At 53.9% G+C, this 13,389-nt stretch carries 12 protein-coding genes; 3 read left to right on the top strand and 9 right to left on the bottom strand.

Annotated elements, in window-relative coordinates; translation table 11 throughout:
* Positions 1–9 precede the first annotated feature (9 nt).
* The 3 genes from CKO_RS04850 to yebG all read right to left on the bottom strand — a co-directional run bounded on the left by CKO_RS04850 (position 10) and on the right by yebG (position 1,531).
* Positions 10–669: a tellurite resistance TerB family protein gene (locus CKO_RS04850; protein ID WP_012132017.1), complete on the bottom strand. Its 660-nt coding sequence runs from the start codon at positions 667–669 to the stop codon at positions 10–12.
* Positions 670–762: 93 nt separating this feature from the next.
* On the bottom strand, positions 763–1,119 hold the full coding sequence (gene yebF, locus CKO_RS04845) for a protein YebF (RefSeq protein WP_024130257.1): 357 nt from the start codon (positions 1,117–1,119) through the stop codon (positions 763–765).
* 121 nt (positions 1,120–1,240) lie between these two features.
* Entirely contained in the window at positions 1,241–1,531 is a 291-nt protein-coding gene (gene yebG / locus CKO_RS04840) for a DNA damage-inducible protein YebG (protein WP_012132015.1), read from the bottom strand.
* A gap of 132 nt (positions 1,532–1,663) precedes the next feature.
* On the opposite strand from yebG, the gene purT reads away from it, so the two are divergent.
* Entirely contained in the window at positions 1,664–2,842 is a 1,179-nt protein-coding gene (gene purT, locus CKO_RS04835; RefSeq protein ID WP_012132014.1) for a formate-dependent phosphoribosylglycinamide formyltransferase, read from the top strand.
* An 87-nt stretch (positions 2,843–2,929) separates the two neighbouring features.
* Here the strand turns inward: purT and kdgA are convergent, their stop codons facing one another.
* From kdgA to zwf, 3 genes are all read right to left on the bottom strand, one after another.
* Complete coding sequence (kdgA, locus tag CKO_RS04830) at positions 2,930–3,571, bottom strand: bifunctional 4-hydroxy-2-oxoglutarate aldolase/2-dehydro-3-deoxy-phosphogluconate aldolase (protein ID WP_012132013.1); 642 nt, start codon at positions 3,569–3,571, stop codon at positions 2,930–2,932.
* 37 nt (positions 3,572–3,608) lie between these two features.
* Positions 3,609–5,420, bottom strand: coding sequence for a phosphogluconate dehydratase (gene edd / locus CKO_RS04825; protein WP_012132012.1), 1,812 nt, complete (start codon positions 5,418–5,420; stop codon positions 3,609–3,611).
* A 233-nt stretch (positions 5,421–5,653) separates the two neighbouring features.
* Positions 5,654–7,129, bottom strand: a complete 1,476-nt coding sequence (zwf, locus tag CKO_RS04820; protein WP_012132010.1) for a glucose-6-phosphate dehydrogenase — start codon at positions 7,127–7,129, stop codon at positions 5,654–5,656.
* Between the two features lie 357 nt (positions 7,130–7,486).
* On the opposite strand from zwf, the gene hexR reads away from it, so the two are divergent.
* Positions 7,487–8,356, top strand: a complete 870-nt coding sequence (gene hexR / locus CKO_RS04815; protein ID WP_012132008.1) for a DNA-binding transcriptional regulator HexR — start codon at positions 7,487–7,489, stop codon at positions 8,354–8,356.
* A 123-nt stretch (positions 8,357–8,479) separates the two neighbouring features.
* Positions 8,480–9,922, top strand: a complete 1,443-nt coding sequence (gene pyk / locus CKO_RS04810) for a pyruvate kinase (RefSeq protein ID WP_012132007.1) — start codon at positions 8,480–8,482, stop codon at positions 9,920–9,922.
* Positions 9,923–10,006: 84 nt separating this feature from the next.
* On the opposite strand, the gene lpxM is transcribed toward pyk, so the two are convergent.
* The 3 genes from lpxM to znuA form a co-directional block, all read right to left on the bottom strand.
* Positions 10,007–10,978, bottom strand: a complete 972-nt coding sequence (gene lpxM / locus CKO_RS04805) for a lauroyl-Kdo(2)-lipid IV(A) myristoyltransferase (protein ID WP_024130256.1) — start codon at positions 10,976–10,978, stop codon at positions 10,007–10,009.
* Positions 10,979–11,097: 119 nt separating this feature from the next.
* The gene (gene mepM / locus CKO_RS04800; protein WP_024130255.1) at positions 11,098–12,417 is read right to left on the bottom strand and encodes a murein DD-endopeptidase MepM; all 1,320 of its coding nucleotides are present in this window, start codon (positions 12,415–12,417) and stop codon (positions 11,098–11,100) included.
* A gap of 15 nt (positions 12,418–12,432) precedes the next feature.
* A complete protein-coding gene (znuA, locus tag CKO_RS04795; protein ID WP_024130254.1) occupies positions 12,433–13,368 on the bottom strand; it encodes a zinc ABC transporter substrate-binding protein ZnuA in 936 nt (311 codons plus the stop codon).
* Positions 13,369–13,389: the final 21 nt, after the last annotated feature.

The following is a 13,389-nucleotide window of genomic DNA, read 5'->3' as shown; positions in this document are numbered from 1 at the left end:
GGGATTACGTTAGCCTGGCAGAGCCTGTTTTTGCTGTTGCAGATCCTGCTCGATGCCATCCCGCACATCCTGAGGAATTTTCAGCGCATCGCCCAACGCATTCAGATAACTGCGCTCCATAAAATGGTCGATATCAATGGCGGCACAGCTCAGAAAGTAGATTTCCAGCGCCTCTTCCTCATTACGGATGCCTTGCGCCAGACGCTGCGGCTCGAGTGGCTGTTCAATCGCCTGTTCGATAAGCACACGTCCCTGCTCTTCCACCCCGGCTTCACGCAACTGGCGTTCGATGGCTGCACGCTCCTGGCTATCGATATGCCCGTCGCTTTTCGCCGCAAACACCAGGGCGAGGATCAACCGCTCGGTTCGTTGGTCCAGCGGCGTACTCTGCGCGCCGAATTGCGGCTCATCCTGATGCGCAGCACGAACCCTCTCTTTGTATTTGTTCCATAAGACGGTGCCTGCCACCGCGCCGCCGCCAACCAACAGGGCGCTGGTGCCATATTTAGTCAGTAACTTACGGGAAGATTTATTGGCGACCAGTAAACCGGCCAGACCGCCTAACGCGCCGGGAACCAGCAGTTTACTCAGCCCTTGTTCGCCTGAAGAAGATGCAGAGGCTCCGTTTTGCCCGAGAAGAGATTGTAATTGGTTTAGCCAATTAGCCATTTTGCCCCTCAAATACAAACGATGAATCGTCAAAGCGTACTTGAGGGGATGTCAGGAAGTGTCTAATTCAGCAAAAGATGCGCAAATTTGCCATTAGCGGGGCTGGTATTCCGCGGTTCCGGCTTTGCAATCAACCTTTACCAGATAATGAAGATCGGCACTTTTCCCGCGAACAGTCAGAGGAACCATCCAGTTACCCTCTTTGCCGGTAATATCCTGAGTGTTGACCCACACTACCGGATTCGCCTGTCCGACCTTTTTTTGGTCATCAGCCCAACGTACGATACGGTTTTGTTGATAATCGCGCTTTACGCTGGCGGCGATCCCATCAGCGTTCAGCCCTTCACAGGTCGGGAATTTCACCGATTTGCTGGCCGTATCGGCAGCGAAGACCGATACGCTGGCGGACAACAACAGCAGGCTCAACAGCGCTCCTCTTTTTTTATTCATACTTTTTCTCCTTATATCTCCTTCGTCTTTCAGGCTGCATGTTTGCAACGCGAAATCCACGGGCATAGCACAATGATTCAGGAAAAAGCATGGTACAAAACGTCAGGAGCGCAAGTCAGACTCAGGCCGCTTGCGTGTCATCCTCCGTCGTCGCATCGCTTTTAACCACCTGCGGCGACGGCAATTTGCCGGTTTTCAGGATCGTGCTCAATACGTCTTTTTGTTCAGCCAGCCACAGAGAAAGCGCTTCGCGCTGTTCGTCTTCCATCGCTACCGGAGACTGCTCAAGCCATGTGTCGAGCAGGTCTGCCGTATCAAGCATTTTGTCATACGCATCGGCGTCCTTTTTGCTGGTAAACGACATTTTTTCCTCACCTTCCCGAATGACCACGTATTTAACTTCAACCGCCATTTTTGCAGCCTCTCAATTACCTGTAATTATGTACAGCATATTACTTTTCAGTAATGAAATCAACCTGGCAATAAAGACAGACGCAAACGTTTTCGTATATACTGCGCCCAGTTAAATCAGGGGATATATTTTATGACGTTATTAGGCACCGCGCTGCGTCCGGCGGCTACGCGCGTAATGTTATTGGGTTCAGGCGAACTGGGAAAAGAAGTGGCGATCGAATGCCAACGCCTGGGTGTGGAAGTTATCGCGGTGGATCGCTACCCGGATGCGCCAGCGATGCACGTCGCCCACCGCTCACACGTCATCAATATGCTGGATGGCGAAGCGCTGCGCCGCGTGGTTGAACGCGAAAAGCCGCATTTCATTGTGCCGGAAATTGAAGCTATCGCGACGGACATGCTGGTAGAACTGGAGCAGGAAGGACTGAATGTGGTGCCTTGCGCCCGGGCGACGCAACTGACGATGAACCGTGAAGGCATCCGTCGTCTGGCGGCAGAAGAGCTGGCGTTGCCGACCTCTTCTTTCCGTTTTGCCGACAGCGAAGAACGCTTTCGCGAGGCGGTGGCAGAGATCGGTTTTCCCTGCATCGTGAAGCCGGTGATGAGTTCTTCCGGTAAAGGACAGAGTTTCATCCGCAGCGCCGACCAACTGTCGCAGGCATGGGAATATGCCCAACAGGGCGGCCGCGCTGGCGCAGGGCGCGTAATTGTCGAAGGCGTGGTTAAATTCGATTTTGAAATCACTCTGCTGACCGTCAGCGCCATAGACGGCGTCCATTTTTGCGCCCCTGTCGGCCATCGTCAGGAAGACGGCGATTATCGTGAATCCTGGCAACCGCAGCAGATGAGCGATCTGGCGCTGGCGCGCGCGCAGGAGATCGCCCGCAAGGTTGTTCTGGCGTTAGGCGGCTATGGGTTATTTGGCGTCGAGCTTTTTGTCTGCGGCGATGAGGTGGTCTTTAGCGAAGTCTCCCCGCGACCGCATGATACCGGCATGGTGACGTTGATTTCGCAAGATCTGTCAGAGTTTGCCCTGCACGTTCGCGCTTTCCTCGGCCTGCCCGTGGGCGAAATTCGTCAGTATGGCCCTGCCGCGTCCGCCGTTATTTTACCGACGCTCACCAGCCAGAATGTAACGTTTGATAATGTACAAGCGGCCGTCGGAGCGGGTTTACAGGTGCGGTTCTTCGGCAAGCCGGACATCGACGGAACTCGTCGGTTAGGCGTCGCGCTGGCGACAGCGGAACGCGTCGAAGAGGCCGTTGAGCGTGCAAAACACGCGGCGGCGCAGGTGAACGTCGCGGGGTAAAAAAATGCCGGATGGCGCTGCGCTTATCCGGCCTACAACCCTATAAAACGTAGGCCCGGTAAGCGTCGGCGCCACCGGGCATTTGGCTTACTGTTTCGCGCCTTCTACCGCTTCGCGAGCCAGTTTCGTGATGCGATCGTAGTCCCCCGCTTCCAGCGCGTCAGCCGGAACCAGCCAGGAACCCCCGATACACAGAACGCTTTTCAGCGCCAGGTAGTCACGGTAGTTCGCCGGAGAGATACCGCCAGTCGGGCAGAAGCGTACCTGAGAGAACGGACCTGCGATCGCCTGCAACGCTTTGGTGCCGCCGTTAGCTTCCGCCGGGAAGAATTTGAACTCTTTCAGGCCGTAGTCCATACCCAGCATCAGTTCGGAAACAGTGCTGATACCTGGAATCAGCGGAATGGTGCCTTCGGTCGCCGCTTTCAGCAGAGGCTCCGTCAGGCCCGGGCTGATAGCAAACTGCGCGCCCGCTTCCGTCACTTCCGCCAGCTGTTGCGCGTTCAGAACCGTACCCGCACCGATGATCGCTTCCGGCACTTCTTTCGCGATAGCACGGATGGCATCCATCGCACACGCGGTACGTAAAGTCACTTCCAGAACGCGCACACCGCCTGCAACCAGCGCTTTTGCCATCGGCACCGCGTGTTCCAGTTTGTTCACCACGATCACCGGCACAACCGGGCCTGTGGTCAGGATTGCTTCTGCACTTGTTTTCCAGTTTTTCATCAGAGTTTTCTCTCGCCTGAGTACAAAATTTGTCGTCTTAAAACGTCATACAGGTTGCGCCCTGCTCGGCGCCGGACAGTTTTTCACGCAACGCGCTGAACATCTCACGGCCTGTACCGATGCGCGATGCGCTCAGGTCAGGAATGTGAGGCTGGCGAGCGGCAAGTTCCGCATCATCAACCAGCAGCGTCAGTTCGCCTGTCTGTCCATTCACACGAATAATGTCGCCATCGCGTACTTTCGCCAGCAGCCCGCCATCATAGGCTTCCGGGGTTACATGGATTGCTGAAGGCACTTTACCTGAAGCACCGGAAAGCCGTCCATCGGTAACTAACGCAATTTTGAAACAACGGTCCAATAATACACCAAGTGGCGGCATGAGTTTATGTAATTCTGGCATTCCGTTCGCTTTTGGTCCCTGATGGCGCACAACCACCACGCAATCGCGGTCAAGCAGACCCGCTTCAAAAGCCGGTAAAACATCATGCTGACTTTCAAAAACAACCGCTGGCGCTTCAATAATTTGATTTTCAACCGGCACCGCAGACGTTTTCATGACCGCGCGGCCAAGGTTGCCGCTCAGCACTTTCGTTCCGCCGTGGTGGGAGAACGGCTTATCAAAGGTGGCAATCACATTGCTGTCCAGGGATTTCGCCCCCCCTTCGCGCCAGTCCAGTTCGCCGTTGTTCAGCCACGGTTCGAAGGTATAGCGAGACAGACCAAAACCCGCCACGGTATTCACATCTTCATGCAGCAGTCCCGCATTCAGCAGTTCACGCATCAGTGCCGGTACGCCGCCTGCCGCCTGGAAGTGGTTAATATCTGCCGGGCCATTCGGATACAGACGCGCCATCAACGGTACGATTTCCGACAGATCGGAGAAGTCATCCCAGTTAATCAGAATGCCTGCCGCCCGCGCCATCGCGACGAGGTGCATGGTGTGGTTGGTTGAACCGCCGGTTGCCAGCAGCGCCACAATGCCGTTCACGACCACTTTTTCATCAATCATCTTACCGATCGGCATCCATTCGTTGCCGTTACCGGTCAGGCGCGTCACCTGGCGCGCGGCGGCAGCGGTCAGCGCTTCACGCAACGGCGCGTCCGGGTGAACAAAGGATGAGCCGGGCAACTGCATCCCCATGAACTCCACCACCATCTGGTTGGTGTTGGCGGTGCCGTAGAACGTACAGGTGCCTGGCGCGTGGTAAGAGGCCGCCTCAGATTCCAGCAGCGCCATGCGATCGACCTTCCCTTCCGCATATAACTGGCGGATACGCACTTTTTCTTTATTAGGCAGACCGCTTGCCATCGGGCCGGAAGGCACGAAAACAGACGGCAGGTGGCCAAATGACAGCGCCGCCATCGCCAGACCGGGGACGATTTTGTCACACACGCCAAGGAACAGCGCGCCATCAAACATATTGTGAGACAGCCCCACCGCCGCCGACATTGCGATCACTTCGCGGCTCAGCAGAGAAAGCTCCATACCGTCCTGCCCCTGCGTCACACCATCACACATCGCAGGAACGCCGCCGGCGACCTGGCCTACCGCATTCGCAGAATGCAGCGCTTTGCGGATGATCTCTGGATAGTGCTCATACGGCTGATGAGCGGAAAGCATGTCGTTGTAAGAAGTGATGATCCCGATATTGTTACGCAACATGCTCTTCAGTGACGCTTTGTCGTCAGGCTGGCAGGCGGCAAAGCCGTGCGCCAGGTTACCGCATGCCAGCTGCGAGCGATGAACAGTGGATGTTCTCGCTTGTTCAATACGGGCGAGGTAGGCAGAACGTGTCTCACGCGAGCGTTCGACAATGCGTTTTGTTACGCGTAACAAATCTGGATTCATAGAGGCTCCTGAAATTTATTTGTCTGTGCCGCCGATTAACAAAGAGTTTCAGTAAGGTTAAATATTGCTGAATCGCTTGTTATATGGCGCACTGGGGCAAAATCACTTCCGGCAGTGTAATAAAAAAAGCCCCGCGGGTGAATCCACGCGAGGCTTAAAAGTGCAAAAATTGTTCTACAATCTGTGTTAGATCATGTTACCGGTAAAATAACACCTATGGGCTAGATGGAATTTTACTCAAACTCATTCCAGGAACGGCCATCACGGGTGATCATCGCCACCGAAGCGACCGGCCCCCAGGTCCCCGCCTGATACGGTTTTGGCGCATCATTATCCATTTCCCAGGCTTCAGTGATGGAGTCCACCCACTTCCAGGCTTCTTCAACTTCATCACGACGCACGAACAGCGCCTGAATACCGCGCATGGTTTCCAGCAACAGACGCTCGTAAGCATCCGCTAGATGCGTTTGATTGAAGGTTTCGGAGTAGCTCAGATCCAGCTTGGTGATCTGCAAATTGTGTTTGTGATCCAGACCCGGCACTTTGTTAAGCACCTGGATATCCACACCTTCATCAGGTTGCAGACGGATGGTCAGCTTGTTCTGCGGCAGATCCTGCCAGGATTCTTTGAACAGGTTCAACTCAGGCGTCTTGAAGTAGACGACAACCTCAGAGCATTTGGTCGGCAGACGTTTACCGGTGCGCAGGTAGAACGGTACGCCCGCCCAGCGCCAGTTGTCGATGTCCACGCGAATCGCCACAAAGGTCTCGGTGTTGCTGCTCTTGTTCGCTCCCTCTTCTTCGAGGTAGCCCGGCACTTTTTTGCCCTGAGCAAAACCGGTGGTGTATTGCCCGCGAACCGTTTTCTCGCGCACGTTCGAGCGATCGATGCGGCGCAGCGACTTCAGCACTTTCACTTTCTCATCGCGGATGCTGTCGGCCGTCAGATCGGACGGCGGCGACATCGCAATCATGCACAGAATTTGCAGCAGGTGGTTCTGGATCATGTCGCGCATCTGGCCCGCCTGGTCGAAGTAGCCCCAGCGACCTTCAATACCCACCTCTTCCGCAACGGTAATTTCCACATGATCAATCGTGCGGTTGTCCCAGTTATTCACGAACAGCGAGTTGGCAAAACGCAGCGCCAGCAGGTTAAGAACGGTCTCTTTGCCCAGATAGTGGTCGATACGGTAAACCTGGCACTCTTCAAAGTACTCGCCTACCTGATCGTTGATTTCACGCGAGGTCGCCAGCGAGGTGCCCAGCGGTTTTTCCATTACCACACGAGCCGGTTTAGCGTTCAGCTTCGCTTCACCCAGACCTTTACAGATGGCGCCAAAGGTGCTCGGCGGCATCGCAAAATAGTTAATGGTGGTGCGCGATTTTTGATCCAGCATGGCCCCCAGACGACCGAACGCCTCAGTGTCATTAACGTCCAGATTGCAAAAATCCAGACGGCCGCTCAGGGTATCCCACAAGCCTTCATCAATCTTTTCTTTCATGAAAGTTTCGAGCGCTTCGCGAACCACTTTGGTATAGGCATCTTTGTCCCAGTCCGCGCGACCCACCCCGATAATACGGGTATCCGGGTTAATCTGACCGGCTTTCTCCAGTTGATACAGGGAAGGCAGCAATTTTCGGCGCGCCAGGTCGCCTTTCGCGCCGAAAATGACCAGGTCACATGCCTGGGCTGTTTGCGTTACCGCCATGTCATTCTCCTCAGTTAAATATCCCGGTGCTTTTGCCAGGGTATAGTTGTAATTTTATTACAATGCACTGTACTGCTTTTACGTGAATCCCGAAACTGTAAACGCTTATCCACCCGTGCGATTCGGGCGTTCTTCGGTTTTCCCGCGGTAAATAGCCGTAAAACAGATAAAAAAATTGTCGTTTTCGTACATGTAACAGACAGCTAAAATCAGACACCGATCATGTAATGAAAAAAAACAACAACTATTCTATCCATTTTGCCCCCTTCCCGGATGCTCAGGGGTAATATCTAACAAAATCGCATCTCGATTTCTCACATCATTGAAATCGTTATTAACTGTGAGCTTTTCTACATCATGAATATGCTAGAAAAAATCCAGTCTCAACTGGAACATTTGAGCAAGTCAGAACGTAAAGTAGCCGATGTTATCGTTGCCTCCCCCGACCGCGCGATTCATTCAAGTATTGCTACTCTGGCCCAGGAAGCGAACGTCAGTGAGCCTACCGTGAACCGTTTTTGCCGCAGCATGGATACGCGCGGCTTCCCTGATTTTAAACTGCATCTGGCACAAAGTCTGGCGAATGGTACCCCTTATGTTAATCGCAATGTGGATGAAGATGACAGCGTTGAGTCCTATACGGGGAAAATCTTCGAGTCTGCGATGGCCAGTCTGGACCACGTTCGCCAGTCGCTGGATAAATCTGCGATAAACCGTGCCGTCGATTTGCTCACCCAGGCGAAGAAAATCGCCTTTTTTGGCCTGGGTTCCTCTGCGGCCGTGGCGCACGACGCCATGAACAAGTTTTTTCGCTTCAACGTGCCGGTGATCTACTCCGACGACATTGTCCTGCAACGTATGAGTTGTATGAATTGTAGCGATGATGACGTGGTCGTGCTCATTTCCCACACCGGCCGAACCAAAAGTCTGGTGGAACTGGCGCAGCTGGCGCGCGAAAACGATGCGATGGTGATTGCGCTAACCTCTGCCGGAACGCCGCTGGCACGAGAAGCAACGCTGGCAATTACCCTTGATGTGCCGGAAGATACTGACATTTATATGCCCATGATCTCTCGACTTGCTCAACTGACCGTGATAGATGTGCTGGCAACAGGATTTACTTTGCGTCGTGGGGCAAAATTCAGAGATAACTTGAAGCGTGTCAAGGAAGCGCTCAAGGAATCGCGTTTTGATAAAGAATTACTCATCAAGAGTAATGACAGCTAAAAGCAATAACAATGTTCTATCCTTTTCGTCATTCGGATACGTTCATTTTTAACCGTTAAGGTCTCAGAACGACCGGATCAATGTTCACGCAACACCAAGTTGTTTCAGTCAACGGAGTATTACATGTCCAGAAGGCTTCGCAGAACCAAAATCGTTACCACGTTAGGCCCGGCAACTGACCGCGATAACAACCTTGAAAAGATTATCGCTGCTGGCGCGAACGTCGTACGTATGAACTTCTCTCACGGCACGCCGGAAGATCACAAAGTGCGCGCGGATAAAGTTCGTGAGATTGCCGCCAAACTGGGGCGTCATGTGGCGATTCTGGGTGACCTCCAGGGGCCAAAAATTCGTGTATCCACCTTTAAAGAAGGCAAAGTTTTCCTCAATATCGGCGATAAATTCCTTCTTGATGCCAACCTGGGCAAAGGCGAAGGCGACAAAGATAAAGTCGGTATTGATTATAAAGGTCTGCCTGCTGACGTCGTGCCTGGCGACATCCTGCTGCTTGATGATGGTCGCGTACAGCTAAAAGTGCTGGAAGTTCAGGGCATGAAAGTCTTCACCGAAGTGACCGTCGGCGGCCCGCTCTCTAACAATAAAGGGATCAACAAGCTGGGCGGCGGTCTCTCCGCCGAAGCGCTGACCGAGAAAGATAAAGCGGATATCGTTACCGCAGCGCAGATCGGCGTGGATTATCTGGCGGTCTCCTTCCCGCGCTGCGGCGAAGATCTGAATTATGCGCGTCGCCTGGCGCGCGATGCAGGTTGCGACGCCAAAATCGTCGCGAAAGTAGAGCGCGCGGAAGCCGTCTGCGACCAGAACGCAATGGACGACATTATTCTTGCATCAGACGTGGTGATGGTTGCGCGTGGCGACCTCGGCGTTGAGATTGGCGATCCTGAACTGGTCGGGATTCAAAAAGCGCTGATTCGCCGCGCTCGTCAGTTGAATCGTGCGGTGATTACCGCCACGCAGATGATGGAATCGATGATCACCAACCCAATGCCGACCCGCGCGGAAGTGATGGACGTGGCGAACGCCGTGCTGGACGGCACCGACGCCGTCATGCTGTCGGCAGAAACGGCGGCAGGACAATACCCGGCAGAAACCGTTGCGGCAATGGCGCGCGTTTGCCTGGGCGCAGAAAAGATCCCGAGCATCAATGTCTCTAAACACCGTCTGGATGTCCAGTTCGACAACGTTGAAGAAGCGATCGCAATGTCCGCCATGTATGCAGCGAACCACCTGAAAGGGGTAACGGCGATTATCTCCATGACCGAATCCGGTCGTACGGCGCTGATGACTTCGCGTATCAGTTCCGGCCTGCCGATTTTCGCCATGTCCCGCCATGAACGCACGCTGAACCTGACCTCTCTTTACCGTGGCGTTACGCCGGTTCACTTTGACAGCGCGGCGGACGGCGTTGTTGCGGCAAGCGAAGCAGTTAACCTGCTGCGCGATAAAGGCTATCTGGTTTCGGGCGATCTGGTTATCGTGACCCAGGGCGACGTGATGAGCACCATCGGCTCCACCAATACCACGCGTATCCTAACCGTCGAGTAATCGTTGGTGATGAGCCTGATGGCGCTTCGCTTATCAGGCTTACAGGCCGGGTAACAAAAAAGCCTCTCTGACGAGAGGCTTTTTTTATTTGATGGGATACCACTCTTTGCGCTTATACGGCTGAATTTCACCCGGTTTGCGGGTTTTGAGCAGTTTCAGAATCCAGGTATATTGCTCAGGATGCGGTCTGACAAAAATCTCCACCTCTTCATTCATCCGTCTGGCGATAGTGTGGTCATCCGCAGTCAGAAGATCGTCCATCGGCGGTCGCACCTGGATGGTCAGACGGTGCGTTTTACCATCATAAACCGGGAAAAGCGGCACCACGCGAGCACGACACACCTTCATTAACCGGCCAATGGCTGGCAGCGTCGCTTTGTAGGTCGCGAAGAAATCAACAAACTCACTGTGTTCCGGGCCATGATCCTGATCCGGCAGATAGTATCCCCAGTAGCCCTGACGGACAGACTGGATAAACGGCTTGATACCATCATTGCGCGCATGCAGACGACCGCCAAAACGACGACGAACCGTGTTCCAGACATAGTCAAATACCGGGTTGCCCTGGTTATGGAACATCGCCGCCATTTTCTGCCCCTGGGACGCCATCAGCATCGCGGGAATATCCACGCCCCACCCGTGCGGCACCAGAAAGATCACCTTTTCATTATTCCGCCGCAGCTCATCAATGATCTCCAGCCCCTGCCAGTCGACGCGCTTTTGCAGTTTTTCAGGCCCACGAATCGCCAGTTCGGCCATCATGGTCATCGCCTGTGGCGCGGTCGCAAACATTCTGTCGACAATAGCTTCACGCTCTGCTTCGCTGTACTCAGGAAAACACAGAGATAAGTTGATCAGCGCGCGACGCCGGGCGCTTTTCCCCAGACGTCCGGCAAAACGTCCCAGCTTCGCCAGTAAAGGATCGCGAAACGACGCGGGCGTTAATGCAATACCCGCCATTGCGGCCACGCCCAGCCAGGCCCCCCAATAGCGTGGATGACGAAAAGATTTCTCAAACTCAGGGATGTACTCAATGTTATTTTTTTTCGTTTCCATGCTTTTCCAGTGTTTGATGCCACGAAAAGTAAATCTGTTGATAGTGTAGCGGCGCGCTGTGCGCCACACAAAATAAAAAAGCCGGTACGCATCGCGTACCGGCTCCATAAGCGTATTTATTAATCGAAGCGCAACTGCGGCAGGACTTCTTTAACCTGCGCCAGATAAGCACGGCGGTCAGAACCTGTCAGCCCTTCGGTACGCGGCAGTTTTGCCGTCAGCGGGTTAACAGCCTGCTGGTTAATCCAGACTTCATAGTGCAGATGCGGCCCGGTAGAACGCCCGGTATTGCCTGACAGCGCGATACGATCGCCACGTTTCACTTTCTGCCCAGGTTTCACCAGCAGCTTACGCAGGTGCATATAACGCGTGGTGTAAGTACGGCCGTGACGGATAGCGACATAATAACCTGCCGCGCCGCTGCGTTTCGCTACCACGACCTCGCCGTCACCGACCGACAGCACGGGCGTACCTTGCGGCATCGCAAAATCGACGCCTTTATGCGGCGCAACGCGACCGGTCACCGGGTTCAGACGACGCGGATTAAAGTTTGACGAAATGCGGAACTGCTTCGCCGTCGGGAAGCGCAGGAATCCTTTCGCAAGCCCTGTACCGTTTCGGTCATAGAACTTACCGTCCTCCGCGCGAATCGCGTAATAATCTTTTCCATCTGAACGCAGACGCACACCCAGAAGCTGGCTCTGTTCACGTTTGCCATCCAGCATTTCACGCGACATCAACACAGAGAACTCATCGCCTTTTTTCAGCTTACGGAAGTCCATCTGCCACTGCATCGCTTTAATGACGGCGCTGACTTCTGCGCTGGTCAAACCGGCGTCTTTCGCACTGGCGACAAAGCTTCCACCAACTGTGCCTTTCATCAGGCTATTGACCCAGTCGCCCTGCTGCATTTCGCTGCTCATTTTGAAACCCGTTCCGCTACGATCGTAGGTACGCGTTTCGCGGCGTGAGACTTCCCAGGTCAGACGTTGCAAATCGCCGTCCGGCGTCAACGTCCAGGAGATCTGCTGGCCGATTTTCAGATTACGGAGTTCCTTATCCGCAGCGGCCAGTCGGCTGATATCGCCCATATCAATGCCATACTGATTCAAAATGCTGCTCAGCGTATCGCCGGTGGAGACAACATATTCATGCACGCCCACTTCGCCAGACGTTTTGTCGTCCAGCTCATCCTGTGGGATCGCTTCATCTTCCTGCGCCGCCTGATCAATCGGTTCGCTGGCCTCAGGCAGCAGCGAACGAATTTCACTCTTTTCCAGTTCGATGGTTTTGACGATGGGCGCAGAGTCAGGGTGGTAAACGTAAGGCCGCCATACCGCGACGGCCAGTGTCAGAACAGTAAGCGACCCCAGCATAACGCGGTGGGGTCGGGGCAGATTATTAAATGCCAGGGCGACAGAGCGGGCTATCTGTTGCACGTATTCACTTCCTCATTAATCTCCTTTCAGGCAGCTCGCATACTGGTTGGCTAATTGATTCAGAAACGCTGAATAGCTTGTTTTACCCAGTTTAATGTTCGTTCCGAGGGGATCCAACGTTCCCATTCGAACGGATGTCCCTCTCGCAACGGCTTCAACGACCGCTGGCCTGAACTGTGGCTCAGCAAAAACGCAGGTTGCTTTTTGCTCAACCAACTGTGTTCTTATTTCATGTAAACGCTGCGCACCAGGTTGAATCTCAGGGTTCACGGTAAAGTGACCAAGCGGAGTTAGCCCATAATGTTTTTCGTAGTAGCCGTAGGCGTCATGAAAAACGAAGTACCCTTTCCCCTTGAGCGGTGCGAGCTCGTTACCTACCTGCTTATCGGTTGCGGCTAATTGTGCCTCAAAATCCTTCAGGTTGGCGTCAAGTTTGGCTCGACTTTGCGGCATAAGTTCCACTAATTTTTCATGGATTGCAACCGCTGAAGCCCGCGCTATCTCTGGGGAAAGCCAAAGATGCATGTTGTAATCACCATGATGGTGATGTGCGTCACCTTTTTCACCGTGCTCATGCCCGTGATCGTGATCGTCATCAGCGCCTTTCATGAGTAGCGGTTTCACGTCGGCGAGCTGCGCAATCGTTACCTGTTTTCCGTCAGGAATGTTCTTTACTGACTTTTCCATGAACGCTTCCATCTCAGGGCCGATCCAGACAACTAAGTCCGCGCCCTGTAAGCGTTTTACGTCAGACGGACGCAGTGAATAATCATGCTCAGACGCCCCATCCGGCAATAAAACCTGGGTGTCCGTGACGCCATCGGCAATGGCGGAAGCGATGAAACCTAAGGGCTTGAGAGAGGCGACAACGGCGGCATTTGCGGCCTGTGTTGCACCACCCCATAGCGCAGCGGATAATGCTGCGAAAAGAAGCGTATTTTTATGTAACATAATGCGACTAATCATCGTAAT

This window comes from Citrobacter koseri ATCC BAA-895 (assembly GCF_000018045.1).
Taxonomy (GTDB): Bacteria; Pseudomonadota; Gammaproteobacteria; order Enterobacterales; family Enterobacteriaceae; genus Citrobacter_B; species Citrobacter_B koseri.
This window is presented reverse-complemented; position numbering and strand designations above follow the sequence as displayed.